15 protein-coding genes are annotated in these 15817 nt (G+C 70.8%); 13 read left to right on the top strand and 2 right to left on the bottom strand.

The genetic code is table 11. The annotated features are described in order from the left end of the window. The first annotated feature begins 88 nt into the window (after positions 1–88). Together zapE and JI746_RS08350 are read left to right on the top strand one after the other, a co-directional pair. On the top strand, positions 89–1186 hold the full coding sequence (gene zapE, locus JI746_RS08355) for a cell division protein ZapE (RefSeq protein ID WP_201688419.1): 1098 nt from the start codon (positions 89–91) through the stop codon (positions 1184–1186). After that, positions 1183–1830, top strand: a complete 648-nt coding sequence (locus JI746_RS08350) for a hypothetical protein (RefSeq protein ID WP_201688417.1) — start codon at positions 1183–1185, stop codon at positions 1828–1830. Before zapE ends, JI746_RS08350 begins: the two co-directional genes overlap by 4 nt. A 63-nt stretch (positions 1831–1893) precedes the next feature. Here the strand turns inward: JI746_RS08350 and JI746_RS08345 are convergent, their stop codons facing one another. After that, positions 1894–2655 carry a PP2C family protein-serine/threonine phosphatase gene (locus JI746_RS08345; protein WP_201688415.1) on the bottom strand — a complete coding sequence of 254 codons (762 nt, stop codon included), beginning with the start codon at positions 2653–2655 and terminating at the stop codon, positions 1894–1896. Between the two features lie 70 nt (positions 2656–2725). Here JI746_RS08345 and JI746_RS08340 point away from each other — a divergent pair, with 70 nt between their 5' ends. Together JI746_RS08340 and JI746_RS08335 are read left to right on the top strand one after the other, a co-directional pair. Continuing rightward, positions 2726–2929, top strand: a complete 204-nt coding sequence (locus JI746_RS08340; protein ID WP_201688413.1) for a YdcH family protein — start codon at positions 2726–2728, stop codon at positions 2927–2929. Next, on the top strand, positions 2929–5022 hold the full coding sequence (locus JI746_RS08335) for an ATP-dependent DNA helicase (RefSeq protein WP_201688411.1): 2094 nt from the start codon (positions 2929–2931) through the stop codon (positions 5020–5022). The genes JI746_RS08340 and JI746_RS08335 overlap by 1 nt, the downstream gene beginning before the upstream one ends. 152 nt (positions 5023–5174) lie before the next feature. Here the strand turns inward: JI746_RS08335 and JI746_RS08330 are convergent, their stop codons facing one another. After that, entirely contained in the window at positions 5175–6011 is an 837-nt protein-coding gene (locus JI746_RS08330; RefSeq protein WP_201688409.1) for an outer membrane protein assembly factor BamD, read from the bottom strand. A gap of 7 nt (positions 6012–6018) precedes the next feature. Between JI746_RS08330 and JI746_RS08325 the strand changes: the two genes are divergently transcribed. The 9 genes from JI746_RS08325 to hisS all read left to right on the top strand — a co-directional run bounded on the left by JI746_RS08325 (position 6019) and on the right by hisS (position 15715). Beyond that, a complete protein-coding gene (locus JI746_RS08325; RefSeq protein ID WP_408004088.1) occupies positions 6019–7041 on the top strand; it encodes an RluA family pseudouridine synthase in 1023 nt (340 codons plus the stop codon). A gap of 126 nt (positions 7042–7167) precedes the next feature. After that, complete coding sequence (gene scpB, locus JI746_RS08320) at positions 7168–7911, top strand: SMC-Scp complex subunit ScpB (RefSeq protein WP_201688407.1); 744 nt, start codon at positions 7168–7170, stop codon at positions 7909–7911. A 3-nt stretch (positions 7912–7914) separates the two neighbouring features. Next, positions 7915–9438: a pseudouridine synthase gene (locus JI746_RS08315; protein WP_201688403.1), complete on the top strand. Its 1524-nt coding sequence runs from the start codon at positions 7915–7917 to the stop codon at positions 9436–9438. A 247-nt stretch (positions 9439–9685) separates the two neighbouring features. Beyond that, on the top strand, positions 9686–10111 hold the full coding sequence (gene ndk / locus JI746_RS08310; RefSeq protein WP_201688402.1) for a nucleoside-diphosphate kinase: 426 nt from the start codon (positions 9686–9688) through the stop codon (positions 10109–10111). Between the two features lie 6 nt (positions 10112–10117). Further along, positions 10118–11263, top strand: coding sequence for a 23S rRNA (adenine(2503)-C(2))-methyltransferase RlmN (gene rlmN, locus JI746_RS08305; RefSeq protein ID WP_201688401.1), 1146 nt, complete (start codon positions 10118–10120; stop codon positions 11261–11263). A gap of 4 nt (positions 11264–11267) precedes the next feature. Continuing rightward, on the top strand, positions 11268–12110 hold the full coding sequence (gene pilW / locus JI746_RS08300; protein WP_236599672.1) for a type IV pilus biogenesis/stability protein PilW: 843 nt from the start codon (positions 11268–11270) through the stop codon (positions 12108–12110). After that, positions 12103–13083 carry a helix-turn-helix domain-containing protein gene (locus JI746_RS08295; RefSeq protein WP_201688395.1) on the top strand — a complete coding sequence of 327 codons (981 nt, stop codon included), beginning with the start codon at positions 12103–12105 and terminating at the stop codon, positions 13081–13083. The genes pilW and JI746_RS08295 overlap by 8 nt, the downstream gene beginning before the upstream one ends. After that, the gene (gene ispG, locus JI746_RS08290; protein ID WP_201688393.1) at positions 13083–14345 is read left to right on the top strand and encodes a flavodoxin-dependent (E)-4-hydroxy-3-methylbut-2-enyl-diphosphate synthase; all 1263 of its coding nucleotides are present in this window, start codon (positions 13083–13085) and stop codon (positions 14343–14345) included. The genes JI746_RS08295 and ispG overlap by 1 nt, the downstream gene beginning before the upstream one ends. 56 nt (positions 14346–14401) lie before the next feature. After that, complete coding sequence (gene hisS, locus JI746_RS08285; protein WP_201688389.1) at positions 14402–15715, top strand: histidine--tRNA ligase; 1314 nt, start codon at positions 14402–14404, stop codon at positions 15713–15715. Positions 15716–15817 lie beyond the last annotated feature (102 nt).

The raw sequence follows: 15817 nt of genomic DNA, 5'->3' as shown, positions 1-15817 counted from the left end.
ACGCAAGAGCCGCAAAAGAATCCTTCATGATTCCTTTGGCGGTTTTTGCGAAACCTTTGCGGCTTTTGCGTTCGGCATTCAGGTATTCATGAGCGTCCGCGCAGTCTACGAACAGGAACTCAGCGCCCGCGGCTACCGGAGCGATCCGGCGCAGTTGCGGGGGGTCGCGGCGCTGGAGCGCTGCGCCACCGACTGGTCGCAGTACAAGGAGCAGCGCTCCAATGCGTTCAAGAAGCTGATCAACCGGCCGGCCATCCCGCGCGGCGTCTACATGTACGGCGGCGTCGGGCGCGGCAAGAGCTTCCTGATGGACTGCTTCTTCCAGGCCGTGCCCGTGGTGCGCAAGACGCGGCTGCACTTCCACGAGTTCATGCGCGAGGTGCACCGCGAGCTGGCGGACCTGCAAGGCACGGTGAACCCGCTCGACGCCCTGGGCGCGCGCATCGCCAAGCGCTACCGCCTGATCTGCTTCGACGAGTTCCACGTCGCCGACATCACGGACGCGATGATCCTGCACCGGCTGCTCGACGCCCTGTTCGACAACGGGGTGGGCTTCGTCACCACCTCCAACTTCCGCCCCGACGACCTCTATCCGAACGGCCTGCACCGCGACCGCATCCTGCCCGCGATCGCCCTGCTGAACGAGAAGCTGGAAGTGATCAGCGTCGACAACGGGACGGACTATCGCCGCCGCACGATGGAGCAGGTGCGGCTGTACCACACGCCGCTCGGCGCGGAGGCGGATGCGCAGATGGACGAGGCCTTCACGCAGCTGGCCGAATCGCGCGACGAGGAGCCGACGCTGCACATCGAGCACCGCGAGATCCGCGCGCGCCGCAAGGCCGGCGGCGTCGTGTGGTTCGACTTCAAGGCGCTGTGCGGCGGCCCGCGCTCGCAGAACGACTACCTCGAGATCGCCACCCAGTTCCACACCGTGCTCCTGAGCGACGTGCCGCGCATGTCGGCCCGGCTGGCCTCCGAGGCACGAAGATTTACCTGGCTGGTGGATGTTCTTTACGACCGCCGTGTCAAACTGATCCTGTCTGCCGCCGCCCCGCCGGAGGAGCTGTACACCGAAGGGCCCCTGGCGCACGAATTCCCGCGCACCGTGTCGCGCCTGATGGAAATGCAGTCCACCGAATTCCTCGCGCTCGAACACCGCACCGTCGATACCCGCCTGACATGAAAGCCCTGCTTGCCCTTGCCCTCGCATTGCTGGCGGCCGCCCCGGTCCGCGCCGCGGAGGACGAGGCCGAGCGCCAGCGCATCAAGGCCGAGCGGGCCGCGGTCGCGGCGCGCTTCGACGAGGCGCACCGGGCCTGCCGCGCCCGCTTCGCGGTGACGGACTGCGTGCACACGGCGCAACGCGAGCGCAACGCCGCGCTCGCCGACCTGCGCCGCCAGGAACGCGTGCTGAACGACGCGGAGCGCAAGCGCCGCGCGGCGGAGCGCCAGAAGGATGTCGACGAGCGCAACTCGCCCGAGAAGCGCGCCCAGGACGAGCAGCGCCGCCGCCTCGCCGTGAGCGAGCAGAAGGAGCGCGAGGCGCGCGCCGCCGAGAAGCAGCAGAAGAAGGCCGAAGAGGACGCGAACAAGGCCGCCAAGGGACCGCGCGAGCCCAAGGCGGCGACCGGCCCGCACGGGCCGCAGGGCGCCCCGCGCACTCCGCCGCTGCCCAAGAGCCACGGCCCCACCCCGGAGCAGGCGGCGGCCAACCGCGCCGCCTACGAGGCGCGCCTGCGCGCCGCCGAGGAACACAACGCCCAGGTGCGCGAGCGCGCAGCCAAGCGCAGGAAGCCCGCCGCCTCGGACCTGCCGATGCCGCGTTAGCGTTGAGCGTTGAGCGTTCGGCGTCCGGCAGGAATTCCACGCCCAACGCCCAACCCTCAACGCTCAACTCCCCAGCGGCTCCAGCTTCACGATCACCAGCGACAGGTTGTCGCCGCCGCCGTGCCCGCGCTGGCGCGCTTTCTCGATCAGGAATTCCGTCGCCTCGCGCGCCGACAGCGACGCGAGCACGGATCCGAGTTCCTCGGTGCTGAAGTAGTGCCAGACGCCGTCGCTGCACGCCAGCAGCGTGTCGCCGGGGCGCAGCTGCGGGATGTGGTGCAGGTCGGTCGGCGGCTCTTCCTCGGCGCCCAGGCAGCCCATGAGGATGTTGGACTGCGGGTGCACGTTGGCTTCTTCCTCGGTCAGCTCGCCGCGATCCACCAGCGTCTGCACATACGAGTGGTCCATGGTGCGCTTGACCAGCTCGTTGCTGTGGAAGTGGTAGATGCGCGAGTCGCCGGCGTGCGCCCACCAGCACTCCCCGTCGGGGTTGATGATGAAGGCGGCGATGGTGCTGTGGGGTTCCTGCTCCGCGGAGATGGCGGTCAGCTTGATGACGAGGTGCGACTCCTGCACCATCTGCCTGAGCAGCGTGGGCGTGTCGTCGTGGTCGGGCGAATAGCGCTCGAACAGCTGCTTGCACGTCATCATGACCTGGTCGGAGGCCTTGCGCCCGCCGCTGCGCCCGCCCATGCCGTCGGCGACCACGCCCAGCACGCAGCCGTTGATGCGCGGATGCGCGATCAGGGCGATCTGGTCCTGCTGGTATTCCCGGTCACCCTTGTGGATGCCGGTCGATGCCGTGAGGCGGTAGCCTTTGCTCATGTGGCTCGATTGTTGCCTGCGAAAGACGTATTATCGAACCGATCCCTGCAGCGGCGCCCCGCTTTCCACCTTGGACTCCAACCTGCACTCTCCCGAACGGCGCCTCATCGAGCTGCGCATGGAGCACGCCGACCTCGACGCGCTCATCGACCGCGCCGCCACCGAGTCCCCCGTGGACGAACTCATGATGCGCCGCCTGAAGAAGCGGCGCCTGGCGCTGCGCGACCAGATCGCGCGGCTCGAACTGGTGCTCGATCCCAAAGAACCCGCCTGATGACGGACTCCGCAGGTCCGTGGTCGGCAAGCCACGCCGAAGCAGGCCATGCCGTGGCCGCAGGCCAGGACACGTCGGCCTGGACGCAGCCGCCGCGCGAGCGGCTGGAGGAGCTCACGCGCGGGGCCTTCGTCCCCAGCGGCGCCCTGGCGCAAGCGGCCGAAGCGTTCCGCCCCCGCCCCGGCCAGACGGAAATGGCGGCGGCGGTGGCCCGCACCATCGAGCAGGGCGGAGCGCTGGTCGTCGAGGCGGGCACCGGCGTCGGCAAGACCTTCTCGTACCTCGTGCCGGCGCTCCTGAGCGGCGAACGCGTGCTGCTGTCGACGGCCACCAAGACCCTGCAGGACCAGTTGTTCGGCCGCGACCTGCCGCGGCTCGCGCAGTCGCTCGGCCTGCCGGTGCGCATGGCCTTGCTCAAGGGGCGCGGCAGCTACCTGTGCGCGCACCGGCTCGACCTCGCGCGGCGCGACGCCAGCCTGCCGGATCGCACGGCACTGCGCACGCTGGCGAAGATCGAGCAATGGGCGCAGGGCACGCGCACCGGGGACCTGGCCGAGATGCCGGGGCTCGACGAACGCTCACCGGTCTTGCCGCTGGTGACATCCACGCGCGAGAACTGCCTGGGTTCGCAATGCCCGAAGTTCCGGCAGTGCCACGTCAACGCGGCGCGCCGCGAGGCGCTCGCCGCCGACGTGGTCGTGATCAACCACCACCTGTTCTTCGCCGACCTCGCGGTGCGCGAATCGGGCATGGCGGAACTGCTGCCCACCGTGCGCGTGGTGATCTTCGACGAGGCGCACCAGCTCAATGAAACCGGCGTGCAGTTCCTGGGCCGCCAGCTCGGGACCGGGCAGGTGCTCGACTTCGCGCGCGACGTGCTGGCCGCCGGCCTGCAGTTCGCGCGCGGGCTGGTCGAGTGGCAGCCGCTGGTGGCCGCGGTGGAACGCGCCGCGCGCGAGCTGCGCCTCGTGGTGGGCGGCGGCAACTACAGCACGCGGCTGCGCTGGAGCGGCGAGGCGCCCGAAGGCGTCGACCCGCTGGCCTGGGACGATGCGCTGGCCGTGCTGGCAAGTGCGCTCGAACAGGCGGCCGAGGGCCTGGCCGTCGTCAACGAGGTCGCACCCGACTTCGTGCGCCTGCAGGAGCGCGCCTCCACGCTGGCGCAACGCGTGCGCGCCTTCGCGCGCGAGGCGGAGCCTGGCTCGGTGCGCTGGGCCGATGCCGGCACGCAGCTGCGGCTGGTGGAGTCGCCGCTGGACATCGCGCAGGCGGTGCAGCGCAAGCTGCTCAAGACCGGCGAGGAACGCGACGAGGCCGAGCGGCAGCGTGCCTGGATCTTCACCTCCGCCACGCTGGGCGACGACGAGCGCCTGTCGTGGTTCACCGAGCCCTGCGGCCTGTCGCAGGCGCAGGTGCTGCGGGTGGCCAGCCCGTTCGACTATCCCTCGCAGGCGGCGCTGTACGTGCCGCGGCAGCTTCCGCCGCCCAAGGATCCGGGCCACAGCGCCGCGGTGGCCGCACTCGCGCAACGCGCGGCGCGCCGCATCGGCGGCCGCACCATGGTGCTGACCACCACGCTGCGGGCCCTGCGCGCGATCGGCGAGCAGTTGCAGGCGCACTTCGCCGGCTCCGGCGAGCTGGAAGTCCTGGTGCAGGGCCAGTCGCCCAAGCGGCGCCTGATCGAGCGCTTCCGCGAGGGTGCAGCGCATGGCCATGCCGGCTGCATCCTGGTGGCCTCCGCCTCCTTCTGGGAAGGCGTGGATGTGCCCGGCGAGGCGCTGCAGCTCGTGATCATCGACAAGCTGCCGTTCCCGCCGCCTGGCGACCCGCTGGTGGAAGCGCGCTCGCAGCGCCTGGAGTCGCAGGGCCGCAGCCCCTTCAACGACTATTTCGTGCCGGAAGCCGCGGTGGCGCTGAAGCAGGGCGCAGGCCGCCTGATCCGCCGCGAGACCGACCAGGGCGTGCTGGTGGTGTGCGATACGCGGCTGGTGCAGATGGGGTATGGGCGCAGGTTGCTGGCGGCCTTGCCGCCGATGCGGCGGCTGAAGGACGAAGGGGAGTTCGAAGAGGCCTTGGGCGCGCTGGGCCCGTAGGCTGGCGCGCCAGCGGCAGGTGAGCTGCGCGAACGCCGGCGATGCGGGAAAGCGCTGGGGTTCGCGCTGCCGCGGCTCACCGCCAGCCTACTGTCGCGCCTGCTCACAGATGAAAAGGGCCGCGTCAGCGGCCCTTCGTCAGAACGAGCACTTCACCAGAACCGCCACCAGGGCTTCTGCTGCCCCACCCGCGTGCCGCTGCCGCCGATGTACGCGCTGTTCGGATAGTTCTTCTCCAGCACCCGCCGCGTGTCGTCGCGCAGTTGCGGCATGCCCAGCTTGTCGTACGAGCGCATCAGGATCGCCAGGGCTTCTTCCAGCGCCGGCACGTCGCGGTAGTCCGCCAGCGCGCTCTGCGCCCGGTTGATCGCCGCCACATAGGCGCCGCGGCTGTAGTAGTAGCGCGCCACGTGCACCTCGTACTGCGCCAGCGAGTTGACGATGTACGTCATGCGCGCCCGCGCGTCCGGCGTGTACCGGGAATCGGGGAAGCGCGTCGACAGGTCGCGGAAGGCCTCGAACGACTCCTTGGCCGCTTTCTGGTCGCGCTCCGACAGGTCCTGCCTGGACAGGAAGGCGAACATCCCGAGGTTGTCGTTGAAGTTCACGATGCCCTTCAGGTACAGGGCATAGTCCAGCGCCGGGCTGGCCGGGTGCAGCTTGATGAAGCGGTCGAGCGTGGCGAGGGCCTGGGCCTGGTCGCCGGCCTTGTACTGCGCATAGGCGCGATCCAGCTGGGCCTGCTGGGCCAGCGGCGTGCCGGCGGCACGGCCTTCCAGCTTTTCCAGCAAGGGGATCGCCTTGTCGTAGGAGCCCCCGCTCAATTCGTCCTTGGCCTCGGCGTAGAGCTTGTTGGGGCTCCAGCTGGCCGTCTTGTCGTCGTCCTTCAGGGACGAGCAGCCCGCCAGCAGCGCGGCGAGGACGACGGGGAGCAGGGATAATTTCGCTCGAACAGGCACGCGCAACTCTCTTTCACCAAGGCGGACCATTATAGCGATCGACCCCCTCCAGCCCCCCTCCGAGGACCTGCTGGAAGAACCCGGCGCCGAGGCGGAAACCCGCGCCTTCGTCGTGGATGCGGCCCTGCACGGCGAGCGCCTGGATCGCGCCCTGGCGGCCCTCGTGCCCGGCTTCTCCCGCAGCTACCTGCAGCAGCTGATCGAGGAAGGCGCCGTGCGCCTGCGCGGCAGCGCCGCCCTCAAGCCCGCGCAGAAGGTGCGGGCCGGGGAGGCGGGGGAGATCGACCTGCGGCCCACGCCGCAAAGCCAGGCCTTCCTGCCGGAGCCGCTGCCGCTCGCGGTCGTGCACGAGGACGAGCACCTGCTGGTGATCGACAAGCCCGCCGGCCTGGTGGTGCATCCGGCCCCCGGCAATTGGAGCGGCACCCTGCTCAATGCGCTGCTGGCGCGCGATGCCGGGGCCCGCATGCTGCCGCGCGCCGGCATCGTGCATCGCCTGGACAAGGACACCAGCGGGCTCATGGTGGTGGCGCGCACGCGCGCGGCCATGGAGCGGCTGGTGCAGATGATCGCGGCGCGCGAGGTCTCGCGCCAGTACATGGCCCTGGCCCATCGCCCGTGGGAAGGGCCCGCGATGCGGCGGGTCGATGCCGCCATCGGGCGCGATCCGCGCAACCGCCTGCGCATGGCGGTGGTGGACCTGCAGCGGCATCCCGGGAAGCCCGCGGCCACCGTGCTCCAGCGCATGCAGCAGGCGGAGGCGGGTTGCGCGGTGCGGTGCACGCTGGAGACCGGCCGCACCCACCAGATCCGCGTGCACCTGGCCCACACCGGGCATCCCCTGGTCGCCGATCCCCTGTACGGCGGGGTGCCGGCGGCGGGCCTGTCGCGCCAGGCGCTGCACGCGTTCCGGCTGGCCTTCGTGCATCCCGCCACCGGCCAGCCGCTGGCGCTGCACGCGCCGCTGCCGCCCGACCTGCGCGCGGCTTGGGCTTCGTGGGGGCTGCGATACAATGAATCCGACTGGCTCGCGAGCCAGCCACCCGCGGCGGCAGCCTGATGGCCTGTCCCCCCCGGTGAACGCGCGGCGCGGCCCCCGCAGGGCCGGCGCCGCGGCGAACCCGAACCAGCCCCAGGCAGAACCAGGCATTGCGCCGGATGGCGCCTCTTCCAGCACGACGACACGATGAATACGGCGGATGCCAGGCGCGTCCTCGAAACCGCGCTGATCTGCACGCAGCAGCCGCTGCCGGTGCGCGAGCTGCGCGTGCTGTTCAACGACGAGCTCGGCGCCGACACCATCAAGGCCCTGCTCGGTGAACTGCAGGACGAATGGGCGCAGCGCGGCGTCGAGCTGGTGTGCGTGGCCAGCGGCTGGCGCTTCCAGAGCCGGCCGGAGATGCGCGAATACCTCGACCGCCTGCATCCCGAGAAGCCGCCCCGCTACACCCGCGCCACGCTCGAGACGCTCGCCATCATCGCCTACCGTCAGCCCGTGACGCGCGGCGACATGGAAGACATCCGCGGCGTGACGATCAGCTCGCAGATCCTCAAGCAGCTGGAAGACCGCGGCTGGGTCGAGGTGATCGGCCACCGCGAGGCGGCGGGCCGCCCTGCGCTCTACGCCACCACGCGCCAGTTCCTGGACGACCTGGGCATCGCCTCGCTCGACCAGTTGCCCGAGCTGCAAAGCCCCACCCAGGGCGACCACAACCCCTTCGGCGCCCTGGTCCAGGCCGCCGAACCGCGGCCCGATGCCGCACTGGACGACGCGCCCGAACTGCCGCTGGACGCGCCCGATGCGCTCGGGTCGCAAGCGGAACTGTTGCCGTCCCCCGAAGCCGCCGCCCCCGGCGCGCCCCAGCCCGCCACCGGCGCCAATGAAGCCGGCATCGGCGACCAGGATGCCGAGCAAGCCATCGAGACCTGAAGCATGAACGAAGCCACCGAAGCCATGGCGCGCGCCCCCTCCGACGACGAAACGCCGGACGCCAGTCCGCGCTCGCCCGAGGCCGAAGCCGCGCCGCCGACGCCCCGCGGCGAGGAGAACGACGCGCCGGCCGCCGATGATGCGGCGGAGGACGCCGAGCCCGCCGACGAGGCTGGGGCGGACGCGGAGGACGCCGACGACGCCGAGGAGCGTCCGGCCAGGCGCCGCAGCCGCGAGCAGGCGGAGCAGGGCGCCGAGCCCGGCGTCCCCGGCAGCGAGCCCGCGGACCGCTTCGAGGACGTGGTCACCGGCCGCTTTGACGCCGAGGAGGAAGCGGAGGAAACCGCCGCGCCCAAGCGCGTGCTGTCCCCGCAGCCCGAGACGCCCAAGCTGCACAAGGTGCTGGCGCAGGCCGGCCTGGGCTCGCGGCTGGAGATGGAACAGCTGATCATGGAAGGGCGCATCTCGGTCAACAACGAGCCCGCCCATATCGGCCAGCGCATCCAGTTCGGCGACTCGATCAAGGTCAACGGCAAGCCGATCCGCGTGCGCATCGCGCCGCCGCCGCCGCGCGTGATCGCCTACCACAAGCCCGTGGGGGAAGTCGTCACGCACGACGACCCGCAGAACCGGCCCACCGTCTTTCGCAAGCTGCCCCGGCTGCAGCAGGGCAAGTGGCAGTCGGTCGGGCGGCTGGACCTCAACACCGAAGGCCTGCTGCTGTTCACCAGCTCCGGCGAGCTGGCCAACAAGCTGATGCACCCGCGCTTTGGCCTGGAGCGCGAGTACGCGGTGCGGGTGCTGGGGGCGCTCAGCACCGAAGAGCGGCAGAAGCTGCTGGAAGGCGTGTCGCTCGACGACGGCCGCGCCGCCTTCGGCACCATCGACGAGGGTGGCGGCGAGGGCTCCAACGTCTGGTACCGCGTGACGATCAACGAGGGCCGCAACCGCGAGGTGCGGCGCCTGTTCGAGGCGGTGGGCCATGCGGTCAGCCGCCTGATCCGCATCCGCTACGGCGCGATGGTGCTGCCGCGCGGCCTCAAGCGTGGCGGCTGGATGGAACTCGACGAGCGCGACATCAATGCGCTCACGCGGGCGGCCGGCGTGCCCGCGGCGCGGCCGGAACGGGGCGGCGAGCGCGACCCCGGCGAAGGCCGGGGCAGCCGCAACAAGCGCCGCGGCGGCGCACCGCGCGGCGATGGCCCGCGGCCCGCCGGCGGCCCCTCGGCACGCCAGCCGAACCCGCTGGGCGATCGCGGCGGCCAGCCGGGCGGCCGGCGCAAGCCGCCGGGCGGCGGCGGTGGCGGTGGTGGCGGCGGCGGCAACCAGCCGGATCCGATGAAGACCTCGCTGGGCTACATCGGCGCCGACAGCTTCAACCGCCAGCGCCGCGACGCCGGCCCGGGCGGCCCCGGCAAGCGCCGCGGCGGCCCCGGGGGTCCCGGCGGCGGCGGTGGCAGCCGCAGTGGCGGTGGCGGTGGCGGTGGCGGCCGGGGTGGCCGCGGGGGCGGCCGGGGCCGCGGCTGATCAAGCTGTTTCAACGCAGAAGCCGCAAAAGTCACGCAAAAGCCGCAGAAAAACTCCCTCAGATCTTTCGCGGCTTTTGCGTGTCTTTTGCGGCTTCTGCGTTAAGGCATTCCGGACCCTCGCCGCAAGGCTCCCCAGACCCACGCCACCCGAATCCGGCAAGGTCATGCCGCGCACGCTAAAATTGCGGGCTTTGCCGAACTTTCCGCTTCCGGCAAAACCCTAAAAGACCAACCCAGGAAACCACATGGCCCTCGAACGCACCCTTTCCATCATCAAGCCCGACGCCGTGGCCAAGAACGTGATCGGCCAGATCTACGCCCGGTTCGAAGCCGCCGGCCTGAAGATCGTCGCCGCCCGCATGGCCCACCTGTCGCGCCAGGAAGCCGAGCAGTTCTACGCCGTCCACAAGGAGCGTCCCTTCTTCAAGGACCTGGTGGAATTCATGATCTCCGGCCCCGTGATGATCCAGGTGCTCGAAGGTGAAGGCGCGATCGCCAAGAACCGTGACCTGATGGGCGCCACCGATCCGAAGAAGGCCGGTGCCGGCACCATCCGCGCCGATTTCGCCGACAGCATCGACGCCAACGCCGTGCACGGCTCCGACGCCGCCGAAACCGCGAAGAACGAAGTCGCCTTCTTCTTCCCGGCGATGAACATCTACGCCCGATAAGCATCGATGGCGGCCAACCTGCTCGATCACGACCTCGAGGGTCTGGCCGCCTTCTGCGCGGAACTCGGCGAGAAGAAGTTCCGCGCCACCCAGCTGTTCCGCTGGATCCACCAGAAGGGCGCCTCCGACTTCGGCCAGATGACCGACCTGGCGAAGTCGCTGCGCGAGAAGCTGGAATCGAACGCCTGCATCCAGGGCCTGTCGGTCATCTCCCAGCACGAATCCGCGGACGGCACCATCAAGTGGCTGTTCGACGTCGGCGCCGGCAACGCCGTCGAGGCGGTGTTCATCCCCGAGGACGATCGCGGCACCCTGTGCGTCTCCTCGCAGGCCGGCTGCGCGGTCGGCTGCCGGTTCTGCTCCACCGGCCACCAGGGCTTCTCGCGCAATCTCACCACCGGTGAGATCGTGGCGCAGCTCTGGTTCGCCGAGCATTTCCTGCGCCGGCACCTGCATACCGGCGGCGAGCGCGTCATCTCCAACGTGGTGATGATGGGCATGGGCGAGCCGCTTCAGAACTACCAGGCGCTGGTGCCCGCCCTGCGCGTGATGCTGGACGACCACGGCTACGGCCTGTCGCGCCGCCGCGTGACCGTCTCCACCTCCGGCGTGGTGCCGATGATCGACCGCCTGGGCGAGGACTGCCCGGTGGCTCTGGCCGTCTCGCTGCACGCGCCGAACGACGCGCTGCGCGACAAGCTGGTCCCGCTCAATAAAAAGTATCCAGTGGCGGACCTGCTCGATGCCTGCAACCGCTACCTGGAACACGCACCGCGCGACTTCATCACCTTCGAGTACTGCATGCTCGATGGCGTGAACGACCTGCCGGAGCACGCGCGCGAACTGGCGCACCTGGTGCAGCACCACGCCGGCCGCGGCGTCTCGTGCAAGCTCAATCTGATCCCCTTCAATCCCTTCCCCGCATCGGGGCTGGTGCGTTCGCCGCAACACCGGGTGCAGGCATTCGCGAAAGTGCTGAGTGATGCTGGTATCGTGACGACCGTGCGCAAGACGCGCGGCGACGACATCGACGCCGCCTGCGGCCAGCTGGCCGGCGACGTCCAGGACCGCACCCGGGTGGACCGGCGCATCGCGCAGCAACGCACGATCGTCCTGAGGCCGGTCCCCGCGGACAGCACCAAGGAGGCGTAGGGAAATGAAGAGGGCCATGGGGGCGCGCAGGCGCTCCGCGGGGCGCTGGCTGGCGGCCGCGGCGCTGGCAGCGGCGGCGGGATCGGCACTGCTCGCGGGTTGCGCCGCAGCGCCGCAACAACCACAGCAGCAGGAGGCGACGGCCAACGTCGTGACGCCCTCCGACGAACCCGAGAGCCGCCGGCGCGCGCGCATCCGGCTCGAGCTCGCCACCGGCTACTACCAGGAAGGCAAGACCGAGGTCGCCCTCGACGAGCTGAAGCAGGCGATCGCGGCCGATCCCACCTTCGGCGACCCCTACAACCTGCGTGGCCTCGTCTACATGCGCCTGGGCGACAACCGCCAGGCGGAAGAGAGCTTCCGGCGCGCGCTCGCGATCAATCCGCGCGACGCCAGCGCGCACCACAACTACGGCTGGCTGCAGTGCCAGACCAACCGCTTCCGCGAATCGATGCAGTCGTTCGAGCAGGCGATGGCCAACCCGCTGTATCCCGACAAGCCCAAGACGCTGATGGCGCAGGGCCTGTGCCAGGCCCGCGCCGGCCAGCGCGAGGACGCCGAGCGCAGCCTGGCGCGCTCGTACGAGCTCGATGCGGGCAATCCCATCACCGGCTACAACCTGGCCCGCCTGCTGTACATGCGGGGCGACTATCCCCGTGCCCAGTTCTACATCCGCCGCCTGAACAACAGCGAACTCGCCAACGCCGAATCGCTGTGGCTCGGGATCCAGGTGGAGAACCGCATGAACGACAGCGTGGCCATGGGCCAGCTCAGCGAGCAGCTGCGCAAGCGCTTCCCGCAGTCGCGCGAGCGCCAGGCGCTGGACCGGAAGGCGTTCGATGAGTGACGACCCGGCCGGCGTGGCTGGCGTGAGCGCCGGCACGCTCCTGCGGCAGGCGCGCGAGGCCGCGGGCCTGCACGTCTCGACGCTCGCCGCCAACCTCAAGGTGCCGGTGCGCAAGCTCGAGGCGCTCGAGGAAGACCGCTACGAGGAGCTCCCGGACGCCGTGTTCGTGCGCGCGCTCGCCTCCAGCGTCTGCCGCACGCTCAAGATCGATCCCGCGCCGGTGCTGCAGCGCCTGCCGCAGACGCCGCAGCCGCGGCTGGCCGACTCCGGCCAGGCGATCAACGCCCCCTTCCGCTCGCCCAGCGACGGGCCGCCGCCGGGGATGCTGAACCAGGTGTCGCGCCCGGTCCTGCTCACCGTCGTCGTGCTGCTGCTCGGTGCCCTGGTGCTGATCTTCCTGCCGCTCGTGCAGCGCGGGTGGGACACGGTGGCACAGGCCAACCGGTCCGAAGCGCCGCCCCCGCCGGCCCCCGTCCCTGGCGAAGCGCGCCCCGAACAGCCCACGACCGAGCCGGCCCAGGCCGGCACCAGCGTCGCCGGCCTGCCGGGCGCGCCCGCCTCGGCGGCCGGCGCGGTACCCACGGCCGCGGCCATCACCCAGGCGCCGGAAGGTGCCGCGTCCACCGGCAACGGCGTGCAGCTGCGCACCAGTGCCAGCACGGCCGCCGCTCCGCCGGCCAGCGCCGCGACCGCACCCGCCTCGGCGCCTGTCGCCGCTGCCAGCCCGAACGCCGGCACCGGCGTCGTCGTGTTCCGCACCCGCGCGCAGTCGTGGGTGCAGGTGAAGGACGCGCGCGGCACCACCGTCCTGCAGAAGCTGATGGAGCCCGGCGAGACCGCCGGCGCCGACGGCGCCCTGCCGCTGTCGGTGGTGGTCGGCAGCGTCCAGAACACCGAGGTGCAGGTGCGCGGCAAGCCGTTCGACCTTGCGCCGCTGGCGCGCGACAACGTCGCCCGATTCGAAGTGAAGTGATGAAACCAGACTGCCTCCCGATAGCACCCGCCGCGCCCGGGGCGCGCCGCTCCGCCCAGGCCCGCGTGGCCTGGGGCGCCCGGGTGGTCACGGTCGGCGGCGACGCGCCGGTGCGCGTGCAGTCGATGACCAACACCGACACGGTCGATGCGGTGGGCACCGCGATCCAGGTCAAGGAACTGGCCCTGGCCGGCTCCGAGCTGGTGCGCATCACGGTCAACACGCCCGAGGCCGCGCAACAGGTGCCCTACATCCGCGAGCAGCTCGATCGCATGGGCATCGAAGTTCCGCTGATCGGCGACTTCCACTACAACGGCCACCGGCTGCTGACCGAATTCCCGGACTGCGCCCAGGCCCTGTCGAAGTACCGCATCAACCCCGGCAACGTGGGCAAGGGCGACAAGAAGGACCGCCAGTTCGCGCAGATGATCGAGGCCGCCCTGAAGTGGGACAAGCCGGTGCGCATCGGCGTCAACTGGGGCAGCCTGGACCAGGAGTTGCTCGCCTCCCTGATGGACGAGAACGCGCAGCGCGCCACGCCCTGGGATGCGAAGCAGGTGATGTACGAGGCGCTGATCACCTCCGCGATCCAGTCGGCGCGGCTGGCCGAGGAACTGGGCATGCGGCACGAGCAGGTCCTGCTGTCCTGCAAGGTCAGCGGCGTGCAGGACCTCGTTGCGGTCTACCGCGAGCTCGCGCGCCGCTGCGACTACCCGCTGCACCTGGGCCTGACCGAAGCGGGCATGGGCACCAAGGGCACGGTGGCGTCCTCGGTGGCGCTGGGCATCCTGCTGCAGGAAGGCATCGGCGACACCATCCGCGTGTCGCTCACGCCGCAGCCGGGCGAGTCGCGCACGCAGGAGGTGGTGATCGCCTCCGAGATCCTGCAGGCGCTGGGCCTGCGCAGCTTCGTGCCGAGCGTCACGGCCTGCCCGGGGTGCGGCCGCACCACCAGCACCACCTTCCAGGAACTCGCCAAGCAGATCGACGACTACCTGCGCGCGCAGATGCCGGTGTGGCGCGCGAAGTATCCGGGCGTCGAGAAGATGAAGGTGGCGGTGATGGGCTGCATCGTCAACGGCCCCGGCGAGAGCAAGCACGCCGACATCGGCATCAGCCTGCCCGGCACCGGCGAGGCACCGGCCGCGCCGGTCTTCATCGACGGCCAGAAGGCGCTGACGCTGCGCGGCGAGAACATCGCGCGCGAGTTCCACGCGCTCGTCGAGAACTACATCGAGAAGAGGTTCGGCGTCGAGCGTTGAGCGTCCGGCGTGGACTTCCCGCCCAACGCTCAACGCCGAACGCCCAACGGACAACCATGGCTGAAAAACTCAGTGCCGTCAAAGGCATGAACGACATCCTGCCGCCCTCCGTGCCGCGCACGGAGAGGCTGCCGGACTCCGCCCTGTGGCAGTGGTTCGAGAGCTGCGTGCGCGGCGTGATGGCGCGCTACGGCTACCACTACCTGCTGACGCCCATCGTCGAGCCCACGGCGCTGTTCGTGCGCGGCCTCGGCGAGGTCACCGACATCGTGGAGAAGGAGATGTACTCCTTCGTCGATTCCATGAACGGCGACCGGCTCACGCTGCGCCCGGAGGCCACCGCCGGCATCGTGCGCGCGATGAACGAGCACAACGCCCTCTACAACGGCCCGCTGCGCCTGTGGACGATCGGCCCGATGTTCCGCCACGAGCGGCCGCAGAAGGGCCGCTACCGCCAGTTCTTCCAGCTCGATGTCGAGGCCCTGGGCTTCGCCGGCCCCGACGTCGACGCCGAGATGATCCTGATGGCGCGCGCGCTGTGGCGCGAACTCGGGCTGGTGGAAGGCCGCGACGTGCGGCTGGAGCTCAATAGCCTGGGCCAGCCGGACGAGCGCCGCGCCCACCGCGATGCGCTGGTGGCGTACTTCGAGCAGCATGCCGCGGCCCTCGACGAGGATTCGAAGCGGCGCCTGATCACCAACCCGCTGCGCATCCTGGACAGCAAGGTGCCCTCGATGCAGGCGCTGATCGAAGGGGCGCCGCGCCTGATCGACCACCTGGGCGAAGCCTCGCGCGCGCACTTCGATGCCGTGCGGGCGACGCTCGACGCCGTGGGCCTCGCCTACCGCGTCAACCCGCGCCTGGTGCGCGGCATGGACTACTACAACCTCACCGTGTTCGAGTGGGTGACCGACCAGCTCGGCTCGCAGGGCACCGTGTGCGGCGGCGGCCGCTACGACGGCCTCATCGAGCAGCTGGGTGGCAAGCCGGCGCCGGCGGTGGGCTTCGGCCTGGGCATCGAGCGGCTGCTGCTCCTGCTGCAGGAACTGAAGGTCGCGACGCCCGGCGCCGCGCCCGATGCCTACGCGATCGTCCCCGCCGGCGCGCCGCTGCCCGCGGTGATGGCCACGCTGGAGGGCCTGCGCGCCGCCGGCGTGCGCGTGCAGCAGCATGCGGGTGGGCCGGACGGCCCCGGCAGCATGAAGTCGCAGTTCAAGCGGGCCGACGCCAGCGGGGCGCGCTTCGCGCTGATCTTCGGCGCCGACGAACTGGCGCAGGGCCAGGTGACGGTGAAGGACCTGCGGGCGGGCACGCAGGAGGCGCGGGCGCTGGCCGAAGCCGCCTCCTGGGCCGGCACGCTGCGGAACTGACGGTTTTCCCGTAGGCTGGCGGTGAGCCGCGCCAGCGCGCGAACCCCAGCGCTTCACGGCGCTCACGCAGCGCTGGGGTTCCGGCGCTGCCGCGCGTCACCG

This window comes from Ramlibacter alkalitolerans (genome assembly GCF_016722765.1).
Taxonomy (GTDB): domain Bacteria; phylum Pseudomonadota; class Gammaproteobacteria; order Burkholderiales; family Burkholderiaceae_C; genus Ramlibacter; species Ramlibacter alkalitolerans.
This window is presented reverse-complemented; position numbering and strand designations above follow the sequence as displayed.